Below are 15,378 nucleotides of genomic sequence, written 5' to 3'. Positions count from 1 at the left end.
CGGCGAGGTCACGAACAAAATCAGTCATAACATGGCTCCTTTTCCGTTATGTTTTTACTTTGTTCCATTTTTGTTCACGCGTCAAGCAGTGCACAGGCATTCTGTTCACGATGGTTAACATCGCGCCCGAATGCAGGTTAACTGACGACGAGCCGCTTGAGGAAAGCGCGGCGCCCGCATATCAAGAGGAACGACCACGCGGAGCGCTCCGACATGCTTGCACGCCTGATTCTCCCCTTGCTGATCCTGCTTCCGACCACCGTCTCCGCAGCAGAGACGATAGACCCCGCCCGCATCGTCTCGGCGGCGACCGGCGACTGGAACAAGGACGGGAGCCCGGATCTCGCGCTCATCGTACGACCCGCCGAAGGCAGCGACGAGGACAACGGCATCTATCTCTACCTCACCGGCGACAACGGCGCGCTGGCATTAAAGTCGGCCATTCCGAACAAGGTCTGGGGTCAGTTCGAACTCGTCGGCCAAGCGCCGTCGATCGAGGCGCTGCCGAGCGGCTCGTTGCTCATCACCAGTCAGAACGATGCCATCGGGCGCGACCGCTGGGAACAGAAGCTGACGGTCGCCTATCGCAACTTCGACTTCGTCGTGGCGGGCTACACCTACTCGTCCTACGATACGCTCGATCCGGACAACACCGCGCAATGCGACCTCAACGTGCTGACGGGCAAGGGCAAATCGAACGACAAGCCAATCACCGCGAAAGGCGAGCTCATCCTTCTCAAGGACTGGAGCGACGATCGCGGGCAGAAGGCGTGCGGCCTGTAATAACCGGGCGATTGTTCTCTATTTGTTCTTTACAACTTCAGCGGATCGCGACATCCTCCGGCGCGAACGTATGAGGAACAATCATGGCCGCGCTCGAAGCACTCAGAGAATTCATCGTTGAAGCCAAATCAAAAACCTATGTCGGCGGCGGCGGGCAGCGACCGTCGTCACGCCCGGGTTCCCACGACATCGGCTACGAGCGGGATAGCTGGAGCTACCTCGACAGCTATTTCGGCGGGACCGATTTCGCAGGCCAGGAGACCGTGTGGCAGAATGACGAGCCGCACTGGGCGATGAACTACTTCGGCCGGATCATCCGTCCTGACCTCATAAACGGCGAAAAGGCAGGCGTCGTCATCAGGGCGGCGCTTCAGGCGATGTACCGCGACAAGCGGCATTTCCTCGGCGGCACGGAGTTCCGGCACGCCCATGGCTACTACATCGACAACAGCCGCGGCGACACCGCACATTTTTCCGGGCATGAGGTCATCTTCGTCGACGGCGAGGAAGCCTACGAGCTCGACTATCGCGGCGGTCTGATCAGGCGTTGAGGGCAAGGCCCGCAGCAAGTGACGCAGGAGCGCGCAGCGGTTCGCGAATCTGAAGGATCGCGGCGCGCTTTGGACGCCAAACGCCGCGGATGGCCGGCGAAGCTGGTAGTCGCTGTGTCAGACGCACGCATTCATTCAAGAAACGACGTTGCAAGTCACAGCGTGGGGTCAATCGTAACGCAAGGCTTGCACCGGATCGAGGCGCGAGGCGCGCCAGGCCGGAAAGATCGTGGCGAGGAAGGAAAAGGTCAGCGCCATGACGACGACGAGTGCGGTCTCGTCGCCGTTCATATCGGCCGGGAGCTGGTTGAGGAAATAAAGCTCAGGGCTGAATATCGTCGTTCCCGAGATCCAGGAAAAGAACTGCCGGATGGATTCGATGTTGAGGCAGACGACGACGCCGAGCGCCACGCCCGCGACCGTTCCGGCGACGCCGATTGCAGCCCCCGTCATGAAGAAGATGCGCATGACAGAGCCCGAGGTCGCGCCCATGGTCCGCAGGATCGCGATGTCGCTGCCCTTGTCCTTCACCAACATGATCAGGCCGGAGATGATGTTGAGTGCCGCGACCAGCACGATCAGCGACAGGATCATGAACATCACGTTGCTCTGGACCTCGAGCGTCGAGAAGAAAGTCTTGTTGCGGTCGCGCCAGTCGGTGATGAAGATTTGCCGTCCGGCCGCATCCTCGATCGGCTGGCGCAACTCCTCAACGACATCAGGATGCTCGACGAAGATCTCGATCGACTGGACCAGTCCCTCGGCGTTAAAGAACAGCTGCGCTTCTTCAAGCGGCATGAAGATGATCGTCGCGTCATACTCCGACATCCCGATCTCGTAGATTGCCGAGACGGTATAGGCCTTCACACGCGGGTTCATGCCGAGCGGCGTCACGTCGCCGTTGGGCGAGGTCAGCGTGATGGTACCGCCGACCGTTATGCCAAGCTGTTCGGCCATGCGCGAGCCGATCGCCACGCCAGAGCCGGAGGCAAAGCCGACGAGATCACCGGACTGGATGTGGCCGGAAACCGACTTCATCTTGCTCAAGTCGTCGGCGCGGATGCCGCGCACCAGCGCGCCGGTCGAACTGTCACCGACCCCTTGCGCCAGAACCTGGCCTTCGACCATCGGGATCGCCATGGTGACGCCCTTGACGCCCGAGAATTTAGTCGCCAGTTCCGGATAGTTGTTGAGCGGACCATCGATCGGCTGGACGATCATGTGGCCGTTGATGCCGAGGATGCGGGAAATGAGCTCGGTGCGGAAGCCGTTCATCACCGCCATGACGATGATCAGCGTCGCCACCCCGAGCATGATGCCGACGAAGGAGAAGCCGGCGATGACAGAGATGAAGGCTTCCTTGCGCCTGGAGCGCAGGTAGCGCCAAGCCACCAAACGCTCGAAGGCGGAAAAGGGTCGGCTGGAGGACTTTTCAGGCTGCGCTGCGGCCTGCACCCGATCTTCGGTCACGGCGGTCATCCTGCCTTCCTTCGCCTCATCACTTCGTTGCGACCAGCTTGTCGATCACCGCTTCGACAATCATCGAGGGCGGTCTAGATTTACGTCGAGAGACTGTAGGTGCGCCAGCGAAAGGCAGGCTGACGTGGCGGCGTCCGAGTGGTCGTCGCATCCGCCCTCCGGCACACTCACTTCATCTCGACGACCTTGCCGTCTTCGATCGTCACCCGCCGATCCATCAGTCCGGCGAGCTCGTGATTGTGCGTCGCGATCAATGCCGCGAGGCCCGACTGCCGTGCCAGCGCTTCCAGCGCCTCGAAGACATAACCGGCGGTCTCCGGATCGAGATTGCCTGTCGGTTCGTCGGCAAGGAGAACGAGTGGCGCGTTGGCAACGGCGCGCGCAATCGCAACGCGCTGCTGCTCGCCGCCGGAAAGTTCCGCCGGGCGGTGATCGGCGCGGTGGCCGATGCGCATATAGTCGAGCAACGCCCCAGCCCGCTCCGCGGCTTCCGCCTTGGGCAGACCGGCGATCAACTGCGGCATCATGATGTTCTCGAGTGCCGAGAACTCAGGCAACAGGTGGTGGAACTGGTAGACGAAACCGATCTCGTTGCGACGGATCGCCGTGCGCCGATCGTCGTTGAGCCCGCCGCAGGACACCCCGTTGACCAGCACCTCGCCGCTATCGGGGCGCTCCAGCAGACCCGCCACATGCAGCAGCGTCGATTTTCCGGTCCCTGACGGCGCGACCAGCGCCACGGTCTCGCCGCTTCTCAGCGTGAAGTCAGCACCCTTGAGGATGGAAAGGAACGTCTCGCCTTCCCCATAGTGTCGTTCGACGCCGGAAAGCTGCAGTGCCACGCGCGCATTCATTGAGGTGATGTCCTTGTCATTCGTAACGCAGGGCCTGCACCGGATCGAGGCGCGAGGCGCGCCAGGCCGGAAAGATCGTGGCGAGGAAGGAAAGGGTCAGCGCCATGACGATGACGAGTGCAGTCTCGTCTGCGTTCATGTCGGCCGGAAGCTGGCTGAGGAAATAAAGCTCAGGGCTAAACAGCGTCGTTCCGGAGATCCAGGAGAAGAACTGTCGGATGGATTCGATGTTGAGGCAGACGACGACGCCGAGCGCCACGCCCGCGACCGTTCCGGCGACGCCGATGGCAGCCCCGGTCATGAAGAAGATGCGCATGACAGAGCCCGAGGTCGCGCCCATGGTCCTTAAGATCGCGATGTCGCTGCCCTTGTCCTTCACCAACATGATCAGGCCGGAGATGATGTTGAGCGCCGCGACCAGCACGATCAGCGTCAGGATCATGAACATCACGTTGCGCTCCACCTGGAGCGCGGAGAAGAAGGTCTTGTTGCGGTCGCGCCAGTCGGTGATGAAGATCTGCCGTCCGGCCGCGTCCTCGATCGGCTGGCGCAACTCCTCGACGACATCTGGATGTTCGACGAAGATCTCGATCGACTGAACCAGTCCCTCGGCGTTGAAGAACAGCTGTGCCTCTTCAAGCGGCATGAAGATGATTGTTGAATCATATTCCGACATGCCGATCTCGTAGATCGCCGAGACGGTATAGGCCTTCACACGCGGGTTCATGCCGAGCGGTGTCACGTCGCCGTTGGGCGAGGTCAGCGTAATCGTTCCGCCGACCGTTATGCCAAGCTGCTCGGCCATGCGCGAACCGATAGCGACGCCAGAGCCAGAGGCAAAGCCGACGAGATCGCCGGACTGGATGTGGTCAGAAACCGACTTCATCTTGCTCAGGTCGTCGGCGCGGATACCGCGCACCAGCGCGCCGGTCGAACTGTCACCGACCCCTTGCGCCAGAACCTGGCCTTCGACCATCGGGATCGCCATGGTGACGCCTTTGACGCCCGAAAATTTGGTCGCCAGTTCCGGATAATTGTTGAGCGGACCATCGATCGGCTGGACGATCATGTGGCCGTTAATGCCGAGAATGCGGGAGATGAGCTCGGTGCGGAAGCCGTTCATGACGGCCATGACGATGATCAGCGTCGCCACCCCGAGCATGATGCCGATGAAGGAGAAACCGGCGATGACAGAGATGAAGGCTTCCTTGCGTCTGGAGCGAAGGTAGCGCCACGCCACCATACGCTCGAAGGCGGAAAAGGGTCGGCTGGAGGACTTTTCAGGCCGCTCTGCGGCCTGCACCCGATCTTCGGTCACGGCGGTCATCCTGCCTTCCCTCGCCTCGTCACTTCGTTGCGATCAGCTTGTTGATCGCCGCTTCGACGGTCATCGTCTCGCGCTCGCCGGTCTTGCGGTCCTTGACCTCGACTTCGCCATTGGCGATCGAACGCGGTCCGACGATGATCTGGACCGGAACGCCGATCAGATCCGCCGTCGCGAACTTCGCACCGGCGCGGTCGTCCCTGTCGTCGAGCAGCGCCTCGAATCCAGCCTTGCCGAGTTCGGAATAGAGCGTCTCGCAGGCGCCGTCGCAAGCGGCATCGCCCGCTTTCATGTTGATGATGACGCCATCGAACGGCGCGATCGACTTCGGCCAGATGATGCCGTTGTCGTCATGCGAGGCTTCGATGATCGCCGGCACCAGACGGGTCGGACCGATGCCATAGGAGCCCATGTGCACTGCATGCTCCTTGCCGTCGGGGCCGAGAACCTTGGCGCCCATGGCTTCGGAGTACTTGGTGCCGAAATAGAAGATGTGGCCGACTTCGATGCCGCGGGCCGACAGTCGGTCGCCCTCGGCAACCGCGTTGAAGGCTGCCTCGTCGTGCATTTCCGACGTCGCCGCATAACGCGAGGTCCACTTGTCGAAAATCGTCTTCAGGCCGGTAACGTCATCGAAATTCGTGTCTTCGCCCGGAATATCGAAGCCGAGGAAATCCTTATGGCAGAAGACTTCGGACTCGCCGGTATCGGCAAGAATGATGAATTCGTGGCTGAGATTGCCGCCGATCGGGCCGGTATCGGCGCGCATCGGAATGGCGCGAAGGCCCATGCGCGCGAAGGTGCGCAAGTAAGCGGCAAACATCCGGTTATAGGCGTGTTCGGCCCCTTCCCGATCGAGATCGAAGGAATAGGCGTCCTTCATCAGGAATTCGCGCGAGCGCATGGTGCCGAAGCGCGGACGGATCTCGTCACGGAACTTCAGCTGGATGTGGTAGAGGTTGAGCGGCAGGTCGCGGTAGGACTTCACGTAGGAACGGAAGACGTCCGTGATCATTTCCTCGTTCGTCGGGCCGTAGAGCATCGGCCGGTCCTGCCGGTCCTTGATACGCAGCATTTCCTTGCCGTAGGCGTCGTAGCGACCGCTTTCCTGCCACAACTCGGCAGACTGGAGGGTCGGCATCAGAAGCTCGATCGCGCCGGAGCGGTTCTGCTCCTCGCGGATGACCGCGTTGACCTTGTCGAGAACCCGCTTGCCCAGTGGCAGCCAGGTATAGATGCCCGAAGACTGCTGCCGGACCATGCCCGTGCGCAGCATGAGGCGGTGGGAAACGATTTCCGCTTCCTTGGGATTTTCCTTCAGGATGGGCATAAAAAAGCGGGACAGGCGCATGACGGGTTCCAGAACTTGATGAACGTCGCACTATCGGCGGATTCGGGCGAAATGACGTTGAGCGAGATGCCGGCTTCACCTTTTGATTGGTAAAGGCGACCGCTGCTTCTCGGGTCGGGCTCTCCATTTTCCATCACCGGCAAAGCCGGCAGGAACCTTTAGGAGCCTTGCGTTCATAGCTGCTTCGCCGGCGGAAGAAAACCCTGCTCTCCGTTGTCACGGACAGAGAAAGCATCCACGGATTTTCAGGGGGAACTCGACGCCGCTCCTGCGTCAAAAGAGCACGCTAGTAACAAGATTACGACAGTAATTGTCAACGGGAATATTTTACCCGACTGTAGCAAAAATGCAAAAAAACAGGATGACAGAGCCCAATGTTTGGGCTAGTTTCGGCTCACAAAACAGGCATGAAGACTAAATTCTTGCCGACTTTCGCGGTCAAGTCTTGGGAGGATAAGATCTTAGGCGCGATTCGTCGCTGCCGCCGGAAACGGATTAAAGATCACGCGAAACTTGAAAAACAAGGCTTTTAGCCTTGTTTTTTTTTGCTTTTCAGCAAGAGACAGACGCGCGAAGCACCTCGCAAAATTGAACTATGTCAATTTCACGGCGGTCAATCCTGCAATTGCCCGGGTTTTGCCCGCGGGCATGCGCGCAGGCTCCGTCAAGGCACAGATGTGCCCATCAAATTGCACAGAACATGTCGCATTGAGAGCGACCGGCTCACGCGGCGGCCGCGATGAACTTATCAATCAAATTTTGGGTAGAAACGCGGAATGGAATCTATGCCGTAGCCGAGCCTGACGGACAGGATATACCAGGCAAGTTGAATGACGGCCGCAATCACCGTCGTCAAAAGCACAACACGCTTGGCGTTGAACTTCGCCGGGGCGCTCTCGACACTCCCCGGAACGACGCTGTTTTCTTCAGCCTGAGTGCGCACGCCGAGGGGCAGCACGGCAAAGAGCGTGATCCACCAGATGATGAAGTAGATGGCAAAGGTCGAAAAAAGCGGCATTTCAAGCTCCCGGTGAAGGCGATCGGCAAGACAGCGAGCAACCCGCGTTTCGCCGCGACTTCCGCGACATTCCGTCCGCCTTATAGCGCTGACCGCCCGATCGCACAAACCGGCATCGCGCGATCTACTGTCACACCTCTTCGAGTTCGATCAGCGTACCCTGAAAATCCTTGGGATGCAGGAAGAGCACCGGCTTGCCATGGGCGCCGATCTTCGGCTCGCCATCGCCCAACACTCGCGCTCCGGCGGCGCGCAACGCGTCGCGCGCCGACAGGATGTTCTCTACCTCGTAGCAGATGTGATGCATCCCGCCCGAAGGGTTCTTCGCCAGGAAAGCGGCAATCGGTGAGCCCTCGCCGAGCGGCTCAAGCAGCTCGACCTTGGTGTTTGCAAGCGTGACGAACACGACGGTGACGCCGTGTTCGGGCAACGCCTGTGGCTCGGTGACGGAGGCGCCGAGCGTCGAGCGATAGCTTTCGGCGGCGGAGTGAAGATCCGGCACTGCGATGGCGATGTGGTTCACTCTTCCAAGCATTGCGATCTCCCGCTTTGACGTCCGGTTCCGCTTACATGGTCACGGGCGACCGGCCAATCAGACTTTGGTGACAAACACCGTGACGATCGGCTTCTTGCCCCAGATCTGGTTCGCGGTGCTGCGCACGGCGCGGCGGACCGCCTCCTGCAGCATTGCCAGATCCTTGCGCTTTGCCCGCGGAATGCTCTCGACGGCGCCAAGAATGGCGTCATAGAGCGTGTCCTCCATGTCCTCGCCCTCGTCGTCGAACTCCGGCAAGCCGATCGCGACGATATCCGGGTCGCCCAGGAAATCGTAGCGGCTGTCGAGAACGACGTTGACGGCGACATGGCCGGCGAAGGAGAGCTTGCGGCGTTCGCCGATGCCCATCTCCTCGAAATCGCCGATGAGGCTGCCGTCCTTGTAGATGCGGCCATGGGGCGCTTCGTCGATCACTTCGGCGGGACCTGGCGCAAGACGCAGCATTTCGCCGTTCCTGAGACGCGGAACGCTGGCGATGCCGGACTGCCGGCCCAGTTCGCCATGCGCCGTCAGATGCGCCGCCTCGCCATGAACAGGTACGAGGATCTGCGGCCGCAGCCACTGGTACATCTGCTGCAGCTCGGTGCGACGCGGGTGGCCGGATACGTGCACCAGCGCCTCGCTGTCGGTGATGATGTGGATGCCCTGTTCCACCAGGCCGTTCTTGATGTCGTTGATCGCCTTTTCGTTGCCCGGGATCGTGCGTGAGGAAAACACGACCGTGTCGCCAGCCGAGAAGGCGACATTTCGCATCTCGTCACGGGCGATCTTGGCAAGGGCAGCCCGCGGCTCGCCCTGGCTGCCAGTCAGGATGACCACGACCTTGTCGCGCGGCACGTAGCCGAACTCGTCTTCGGCGAGGAAAGGTTTGATGCCTTCCATCAGCCCAAGATCCGTAGCGACGGCGACGACCCGCTTCATCGAACTGCCGAGCAGGAGCACATCCCTGCCGGCCTCTTCCGCCGCTTCGGCGATCGAGCGGATGCGCCCGACATTCGAGGAAAACGTCGTGATCGCCACCCGACCTTCAGCGTTGGCGATGATCTTCGTCAGGCTTTCGGAAACCTCCTGCTCCGACGGCGAAACGCCGTCGCGCATCGCATTGGTGGAATCGCAGACGAGCGCAAGCACACCTTCATCGCCGATCTGGCGGAAGCGTGTCTCGTCGGTCAACGGTCCGAGCGACGGGTGAAGGTCGATCTTCCAGTCGCCGGTATGAACCACAGTGCCGACCGGCGTGCGAATGATCAGCGACATTGGCTCGGGGATCGAGTGGTTGACGCCGACGGCCTCAATCTCGAAGGGGCCGACATTGATACGGTCGCCCTGCTTGAAGATCGTGATGGGGATCTCGCCCCGGCTCTTCTCGAAGTCCCGCTTGGCTTCGAGCATGCCTGCCGTGAACGGCGAGGCATAGACCGGCACATTGAGACCGGGCCACAGGTCGTTCAGACCGCCATAGTGGTCCTCGTGCGCATGGGTGATTATGATCGCCTTGAGATTGCGGCGCTCTTCGGCGAGAAAGCCGATATCGGGGAGCACGAGGTCGACCCCCGGGAGCTCTGGCCCCGGGAAAGTCACACCGCAATCGACCATGATCCACTGGCGGCTGCCCGGCCGTCCGTAGCCGTACAGGCCAAGATTCATGCCGATTTCGCCGACGCCGCCGAGCGGCAAGAACACCAATTCTTCTTCTTGCGCCATGTCGTGTTGCGCCCCTGTTCCAAATTTATCCGAAAAATACGTCGCCGGCGGCAATCGCCTGCGTCATGCCGTTGCCGGTGTCGAGCACCAGCCGTCCGGCCTCATCAATACCGGCAAAGCGCCCTGAAAGCGACCGGTCCGGCAGGTTCACGGTTATCGTTTCACCGATGCCGCGGGCTGCTGCCCGCCATTGTTCGATCGTCGTGGCGATACCGGCGCCCCGATCCCAAACCTGCAGGGTCTCCGCCATCGTCAGGAACAGGCGCGCAAACAGTTCGTCGGGCGAAACCGACGCACCTTCGTTGGCCAGCGACGTCACGGGATAGAGCCCTTCATCCGGCTGGACCGCGATGTTGATGCCGCAACCGATGACCAGCGCCCGGCGCCCGTCCGGGAGGCTTTCGCCTTCAAGCAGGATACCGCAGGTCTTCTTGCCGTCGATCAGGATGTCGTTCGGCCACTTGATCTCCACCGGCGCCGAACCCGGCGGCATCACCTGGCGGATCGCCCTGTGAACGGCGACGGCGACAGCAAGCGGCAAAGAGTGCAGGTGCTCGACCGGTGCCGGCTCGATGAGGAGAAGCGAAGCGTAGAGATTGCCCGGTTCGGAGAACCATGCCCGGCCGCGACGTCCGCGCCCGCCGGTCTGCCTGATGGCCGTGACCCAGAGATTGCCCGGGTCACCCTGGCGCGCACGCGCCAGGCATTCACTGTTGGTCGACCCGACCGCATCGAGAGCGACGTGCCGGAAATCGTCGAGCGAGATCCGGCCGCCGCTTTCAAAGGCGATCAAAAGAAAGTCCGCGCCGCGACTTCAGCGGCGTTTCCGAGCGGGCCGCCGATGAGCACGTATCCGAGAACGAACAGGCCCGAGAGACCGAACACCAGCCGCAGTTCGCCGGCGGTACGGGCGAACTCGCCCTTGGCATCGTCGAACCACATCACCTTGATGACGCGCAGGTAGTAGTAAGCGCCGACGACGGATGCGAGAACGCCGATGATGGCGAGCGCATAGAGCTGGGCTTCGATGGCCGCCATGAAGACGAAGTACTTCCCGAAGAAGCCTGCCATCGGCGGGATGCCGGCGAGCGAGAACATCAGGACGGTCAGCACCGTCGCCATGAAGGGGTTGGTCTGAGAGAGACCGGCGAGATCGTCGACGTTCTCGACGTTTTCGCCTTCCTTGCGGCGCATCGCCAGGATGCAGGCGAAGGTGCCAAGCGTCATGACCATGTAGATGAGCATGTAGAGCAGCACGCCGCGAACACCAGCCATGGAGCCGGCAGCAAGGCCGACCAGCGCGTAGCCCATGTGGCCGATCGAGGAATAGGCCATCAGGCGCTTGATGTTCTTCTGGCCGATCGCCGCGAAGGCACCGAGCAGCATCGATGCGATCGAGATGAAGACGATGATCTGCTGCCAGTCAGCAACGACAGGCTCGAAGGCGTTGATGACGATGCGAACGAGGATCGCCATGGCGGCGACCTTCGGTGCCGCCGCAAAGAAGGCGGTGACCGGCGTCGGCGCGCCTTCATAAACGTCAGGCGTCCACATGTGGAACGGCACGGCCGAGATCTTGAAGGCTAGGCCGGCGAGTACGAAGACCAGACCGAAGATCAGGCCGAGCGAGCGGCCTTCAGCCGTCAGCGCAGCCGCGATCTGGGTAAAGCCGGTGTGGCCGGTGAAGCCGTAGATCAGCGACATGCCGTAAAGCAGCATGCCCGAAGAAAGCGCACCGAGGACGAAGTACTTCAGGCCGGCTTCCGTCGAGCGGATGCTGTCTCGGTTGATGGCAGCGACGACATAAAGGGCCAGCGACTGCAGTTCCAGCGACAGGTAGAGCGAGATCAGGTCGTTGGCCGAGATCATCAAGAGCATGCCGAGCGTTGCCAGCACCAGAAGCACTGGGAACTCGAAACGGTCAATCTGGGCGGAGCGCGCATGGCCGACCGTCATCACCAGGGCGGTGATGGAGCCGATCAGGGCCAGAACCTTCATGAACTTGGCGAAGGGGTCCGACAGGAAGGCGCCGCCATAGGCTTCGCCTTCACCGGTCTTAAGCACGAGCCAGAGGCCAGCGATGATCAGGAGGGCAACCGCAAGACCGGTGACCGTCGACGCCGACTTCTCGCCGGAAAACACGCCAATCATCAGCAACGCCATCGCGCCGACCGCGAGGATCAGCTCGGGGATCGAGAGTTGCAGGCTTGCAAGGAGGGTTTCAGCAGTCATGTCCAATCACGTCCTGTGGTCATTGCACCGAAAGCGCAACGTTTTGCGCTGCCTGCAGGGCTGCGGAGTAGTTGTTGACGAGCAGATCCACGGAGGCCGCGGTCGCATCGAAGATCGGTGCCGGATAGACGCCGAAGAAGATCGTCAGGATCACCAGCGGATAAAGGATGGCCTTTTCGCGCGGCGACAGGTCGAGCAACGCCTTCAGGCTTTCTTTTTCCAGCGCGCCGAACACGACCCGGCGATAGAGCCAGAGCGCATAGGCGGCCGACAGGATCACGCCGGAGGTGGCAAAGAGCGCAACCCAGGTGTTGGCACGGAAGGCACCGACGAGGGTCAGGACTTCGCCGACGAAGCTGGACGTGCCCGGCAGGCCGACGTTCGCCATGGTGAACACCATGAAGGCGACGGCGTATTTCGGCATGTTGTTGACGAGGCCGCCATAGGCGGCGATTTCGCGGGTGTGCAGGCGGTCGTAGACAACGCCGACGCAAAGGAAGAGCGCGCCGGAGACGATGCCGTGCGACAGCATCTGGAAGATCGCACCCTGCACGCCCTGAACGTTGGCGGCAAAGATACCCATCGTCACGTAGCCCATGTGCGCAACGGACGAATAGGCGATCAGCTTCTTGATGTCGGTCTGCATCAGCGCCACCAGCGAGGTGTAGATGATGGCGACGACCGAAAGCGTGAAGACGAACGGCGCGAAGTAATCTGAGGCCAGCGGGAACATCGGCAGCGAGAAGCGCAGGAAGCCGTAACCGCCGAGCTTCAGCAAGACGCCGGCCAGAATGACCGAGCCCGCCGTCGGCGCCTGAACGTGTGCGTCGGGAAGCCAGGTGTGGACCGGCCACATCGGCATCTTCACCGCAAAGGAGGCGAAGAAGGCGAGCCACAGCCAAGTCTGCATCTGGCGCGGGAAGTTATAGGCCAGTAGCTGCGTGATGTCGGTCGTACCGGCCTGCCAGTACATCGCCATGATCGCGAGCAGCATCAGCACTGAGCCGAGCAGCGTATAGAGGAAGAACTTGTAGCTGGCGTAAACGCGGTCCTTGCCGCCCCAGACACCGATGATGAGGAACATCGGGATGAGACCGGCTTCGAAGAACACGTAGAACAGCACGATATCGAGCGACACGAAGACGCCGATCATGAACGTTTCCAGAACCAGGAACGCGATCATGTAGGCCTTCAGCCGCTTCTCGATCGACAGCCAGCTCGCCAGTACGCAGAACGGCATGAGGAAGGCCGAGAGCACAACGAACAGCATCGAGATGCCATCGACACCGAGATGGTAGGAAATGCCGGTGCCGAGCCACTCATGCTTCTCGATCATCTGGAAGCCTGGGTTCGAAGAATCGAACTGGTACCAGATGTAGACCGACACGGCGAAGGTGAAGATCGTCGTCAGCAGCGAAACGTTCAGGATATTCCGGCGGCCGTAGGCGCTGTCTTCCCTTGTGAGCAAGAGAAGCAGGACGCCGACGAGCGGCATGAAGGTGACCGCGGAAAGTACGGGCCAATCGGTCATCAGAAGGAACTCCTGAACATCATCCAAGTAACAAGCGCGGCAATGCCGATCAGCATCGCAAACGCGTAGTGATAGAGGTAACCAGTCTGCAGGCGGACAACGCGGTCAGTAACGTTGAGCACACGTGCGGCAATGCCGTTCGGGCCGTAGCCGTCGATCACGCGACCGTCGCCTTCCTTCCACAGGAAGGTGCCGAGCCACTTGGCCGAGCGCACGAACAGGAAGTCATAGAGCTCGTCGAAGTACCACTTATTGAGCAGGAACTGGTAGAGGCCACGGTGCTGCTCTGCCAGATACTTCGGCAGTTCCGGCCGGCGGATATACATGTACCAGGCCGTGAAGAGGCCAATCGCCATGGCAGCAAACGGGCTCCACTTAACCCACTTCGGCACGTGGTGGTACTCATGCAGGATTTCGTTTTCCGCCGAGGTGAACAGCGCACCCTTCCAGAATTCGGCATAGCCTTCGCCGAAGAAGTGATCGTGGAAGATGAAGCCGGCGACCAGCGCACCGACGCCAAGGATATAGAGCGGCACCAGCATGACCTGCGGCGATTCGTGGACGTGATGCATGACATCCGAGGAAGCGCGCGGCTTGCCATGGAAGGTCATGAAGGTCAGGCGCCACGAATAGAAGCTGGTGAAGAGTGCAGCGACAACGAGCAGCGCATAGGCGAAACCGGAAACCGAGCTATGGGCGGCATAGGCGGACTCGATGATCGCGTCCTTCGAGAAGAAGCCCGCGGTACCGATGATCGTCCCAGGGATGCCGACGCCGGTCAGTGCGATCGTGCCGATGAACATCATCCAGTAGGTAACCGGAATGTGCTTCCGGAGACCGCCCATGTAACGCATGTCCTGCTCGCCATCGACGGCGTGGATGACCGAACCGGCACCCAAGAACAGCAGAGCCTTGAAGAAGGCGTGCGTGAACAGGTGGAAGATCGCCGCGCCATAGGCACCGACGCCGAGGGCCACGAACATGTACCCGAGCTGCGAGCAGGTCGAATAGGCGATGACGCGCTTGATGTCGTTCTGGACGAGGCCGACGGTCGCCGCGAAGAAGGCGGTGATCGCGCCGATGATGGTGACGACGGTCAGCGCATCCGGCGACAGCTCGAACACCGGCGACATGCGGGCGACGAGGAAGACGCCGGCGGTAACCATGGTCGCGGCATGAATGAGAGCCGAAACCGGGGTCGGGCCTTCCATGGCGTCCGGAAGCCAGGTGTGCAGCAGGAACTGCGCCGACTTGCCCATCGCGCCCATGAAGAGCAGCAGGGATGCGGCGGTGATGGCATCAGCCTTGTCGAGGTGCATGCCGAACAGGGTGACGACGGCCTCCCCTGCTCCCGCACCTTCGGCCGGCAGATAGGTCTTGGCGGCAGCGAAGATCGTTTCCAGGTTGACCGAGCCGAACAGCACGAAGACCAGGAAGATACCGAGCGCGAACCCGAAGTCACCGACGCGGTTGACGATGAAGGCCTTCATCGCAGCAGCGTTGGCCGACGGCTTCTTGTACCAGAAGCCGATGAGCAGGTAGGACGCAAGACCCACGCCTTCCCAGCCGAAGAACATCTGCACCAGGTTGTCCGACGTGATGAGCATCAACATCGCGAAGGTGAAGAGCGACAGATAGGCAAAGAAGCGCGGACGATGCGGATCGTGGTGCATGTAGCCGATCGAATAGACATGCACGAGGGTCGACACCGTGTTGACGACCACGAACATGACCGAGGTCAGCGTATCGACGCGGAACGCCCATTCGACATCGAAGGTGCCGGACTGGATCCAGCGCAGCACCGAAACCTTGATCATTTCCTGGTGGCCCATGGCGACGTCGAAGAAGACGTACCAGGAGAGCGCAGCGGCAATGATCATCAGACCGCTGGTGACATATTCCGATGCCTTGGCGCCGATCGAACTACCGAAGAGGCCGGCGATCAGAAAGCCGATCAAAGGCAGGAAGACGATAGCCTTGATGATGGTATCCATA

Annotated in this window: 13 protein-coding genes; 2 read left to right on the top strand and 11 right to left on the bottom strand. The window is 60.9% G+C overall.

Features of this window, described 5'->3' with window-relative positions; genetic code table 11:
- Positions 1 to 213 precede the first annotated feature (213 nt).
- Positions 214 to 783 (top strand): hypothetical protein, encoded by a 570-nt coding sequence (locus tag IB279_RS06925; protein ID WP_060522202.1) that lies wholly within the window; start codon positions 214 to 216, stop codon positions 781 to 783.
- Between the two features lie 83 nt (positions 784 to 866).
- Positions 867 to 1,334 (top strand): DUF5680 domain-containing protein, encoded by a 468-nt coding sequence (locus tag IB279_RS06920; RefSeq protein WP_090294517.1) that lies wholly within the window; start codon positions 867 to 869, stop codon positions 1,332 to 1,334.
- 168 nt (positions 1,335 to 1,502) lie between these two features.
- On the opposite strand, the gene IB279_RS06915 is transcribed toward IB279_RS06920, so the two are convergent.
- From IB279_RS06915 to nuoL, 11 genes are all read right to left on the bottom strand, one after another.
- On the bottom strand, positions 1,503 to 2,813 hold the full coding sequence (locus tag IB279_RS06915) for a lipoprotein-releasing ABC transporter permease subunit (RefSeq protein WP_113188308.1): 1,311 nt from the start codon (positions 2,811 to 2,813) through the stop codon (positions 1,503 to 1,505).
- Positions 2,814 to 2,980: 167 nt separating this feature from the next.
- Positions 2,981 to 3,667: an ABC transporter ATP-binding protein gene (locus IB279_RS06910; RefSeq protein ID WP_034786709.1), complete on the bottom strand. Its 687-nt coding sequence runs from the start codon at positions 3,665 to 3,667 to the stop codon at positions 2,981 to 2,983.
- Between the two features lie 16 nt (positions 3,668 to 3,683).
- Positions 3,684 to 4,994, bottom strand: a complete 1,311-nt coding sequence (locus IB279_RS06905) for a lipoprotein-releasing ABC transporter permease subunit (RefSeq protein WP_113188307.1) — start codon at positions 4,992 to 4,994, stop codon at positions 3,684 to 3,686.
- A gap of 19 nt (positions 4,995 to 5,013) precedes the next feature.
- Entirely contained in the window at positions 5,014 to 6,342 is a 1,329-nt protein-coding gene (gene proS / locus IB279_RS06900) for a proline--tRNA ligase (RefSeq protein WP_113188306.1), read from the bottom strand.
- A gap of 748 nt (positions 6,343 to 7,090) precedes the next feature.
- On the bottom strand, positions 7,091 to 7,360 hold the full coding sequence (locus IB279_RS06895; RefSeq protein WP_034803557.1) for a DUF1467 family protein: 270 nt from the start codon (positions 7,358 to 7,360) through the stop codon (positions 7,091 to 7,093).
- A 130-nt stretch (positions 7,361 to 7,490) separates the two neighbouring features.
- Entirely contained in the window at positions 7,491 to 7,895 is a 405-nt protein-coding gene (mce, locus tag IB279_RS06890; RefSeq protein WP_034803559.1) for a methylmalonyl-CoA epimerase, read from the bottom strand.
- Positions 7,896 to 7,952: 57 nt separating this feature from the next.
- Positions 7,953 to 9,620, bottom strand: coding sequence for a ribonuclease J (locus tag IB279_RS06885; protein ID WP_060580866.1), 1,668 nt, complete (start codon positions 9,618 to 9,620; stop codon positions 7,953 to 7,955).
- 25 nt (positions 9,621 to 9,645) lie between these two features.
- Positions 9,646 to 10,410, bottom strand: coding sequence for a biotin--[acetyl-CoA-carboxylase] ligase (locus IB279_RS06880; RefSeq protein WP_162727209.1), 765 nt, complete (start codon positions 10,408 to 10,410; stop codon positions 9,646 to 9,648).
- Positions 10,410 to 11,852 (bottom strand): NADH-quinone oxidoreductase subunit NuoN, encoded by a 1,443-nt coding sequence (gene nuoN, locus IB279_RS06875; RefSeq protein WP_034803562.1) that lies wholly within the window; start codon positions 11,850 to 11,852, stop codon positions 10,410 to 10,412. Before nuoN ends, IB279_RS06880 begins: the two co-directional genes overlap by 1 nt.
- A 19-nt stretch (positions 11,853 to 11,871) precedes the next feature.
- On the bottom strand, positions 11,872 to 13,383 hold the full coding sequence (locus IB279_RS06870) for an NADH-quinone oxidoreductase subunit M (protein WP_060522197.1): 1,512 nt from the start codon (positions 13,381 to 13,383) through the stop codon (positions 11,872 to 11,874).
- Positions 13,383 to 15,377 (bottom strand): NADH-quinone oxidoreductase subunit L, encoded by a 1,995-nt coding sequence (nuoL, locus tag IB279_RS06865; RefSeq protein WP_113188305.1) that lies wholly within the window; start codon positions 15,375 to 15,377, stop codon positions 13,383 to 13,385. Before nuoL ends, IB279_RS06870 begins: the two co-directional genes overlap by 1 nt.
- Position 15,378: the final 1 nt, after the last annotated feature.

Source organism: Ensifer sp. ENS06, from assembly GCF_014852205.1.
Lineage (GTDB): Bacteria > Pseudomonadota > Alphaproteobacteria > Rhizobiales > Rhizobiaceae > Ensifer > Ensifer adhaerens.
The sequence above is the reverse complement of the archived record's forward strand: the minus strand, read 5'-3'. Positions and strand labels throughout refer to the sequence as shown.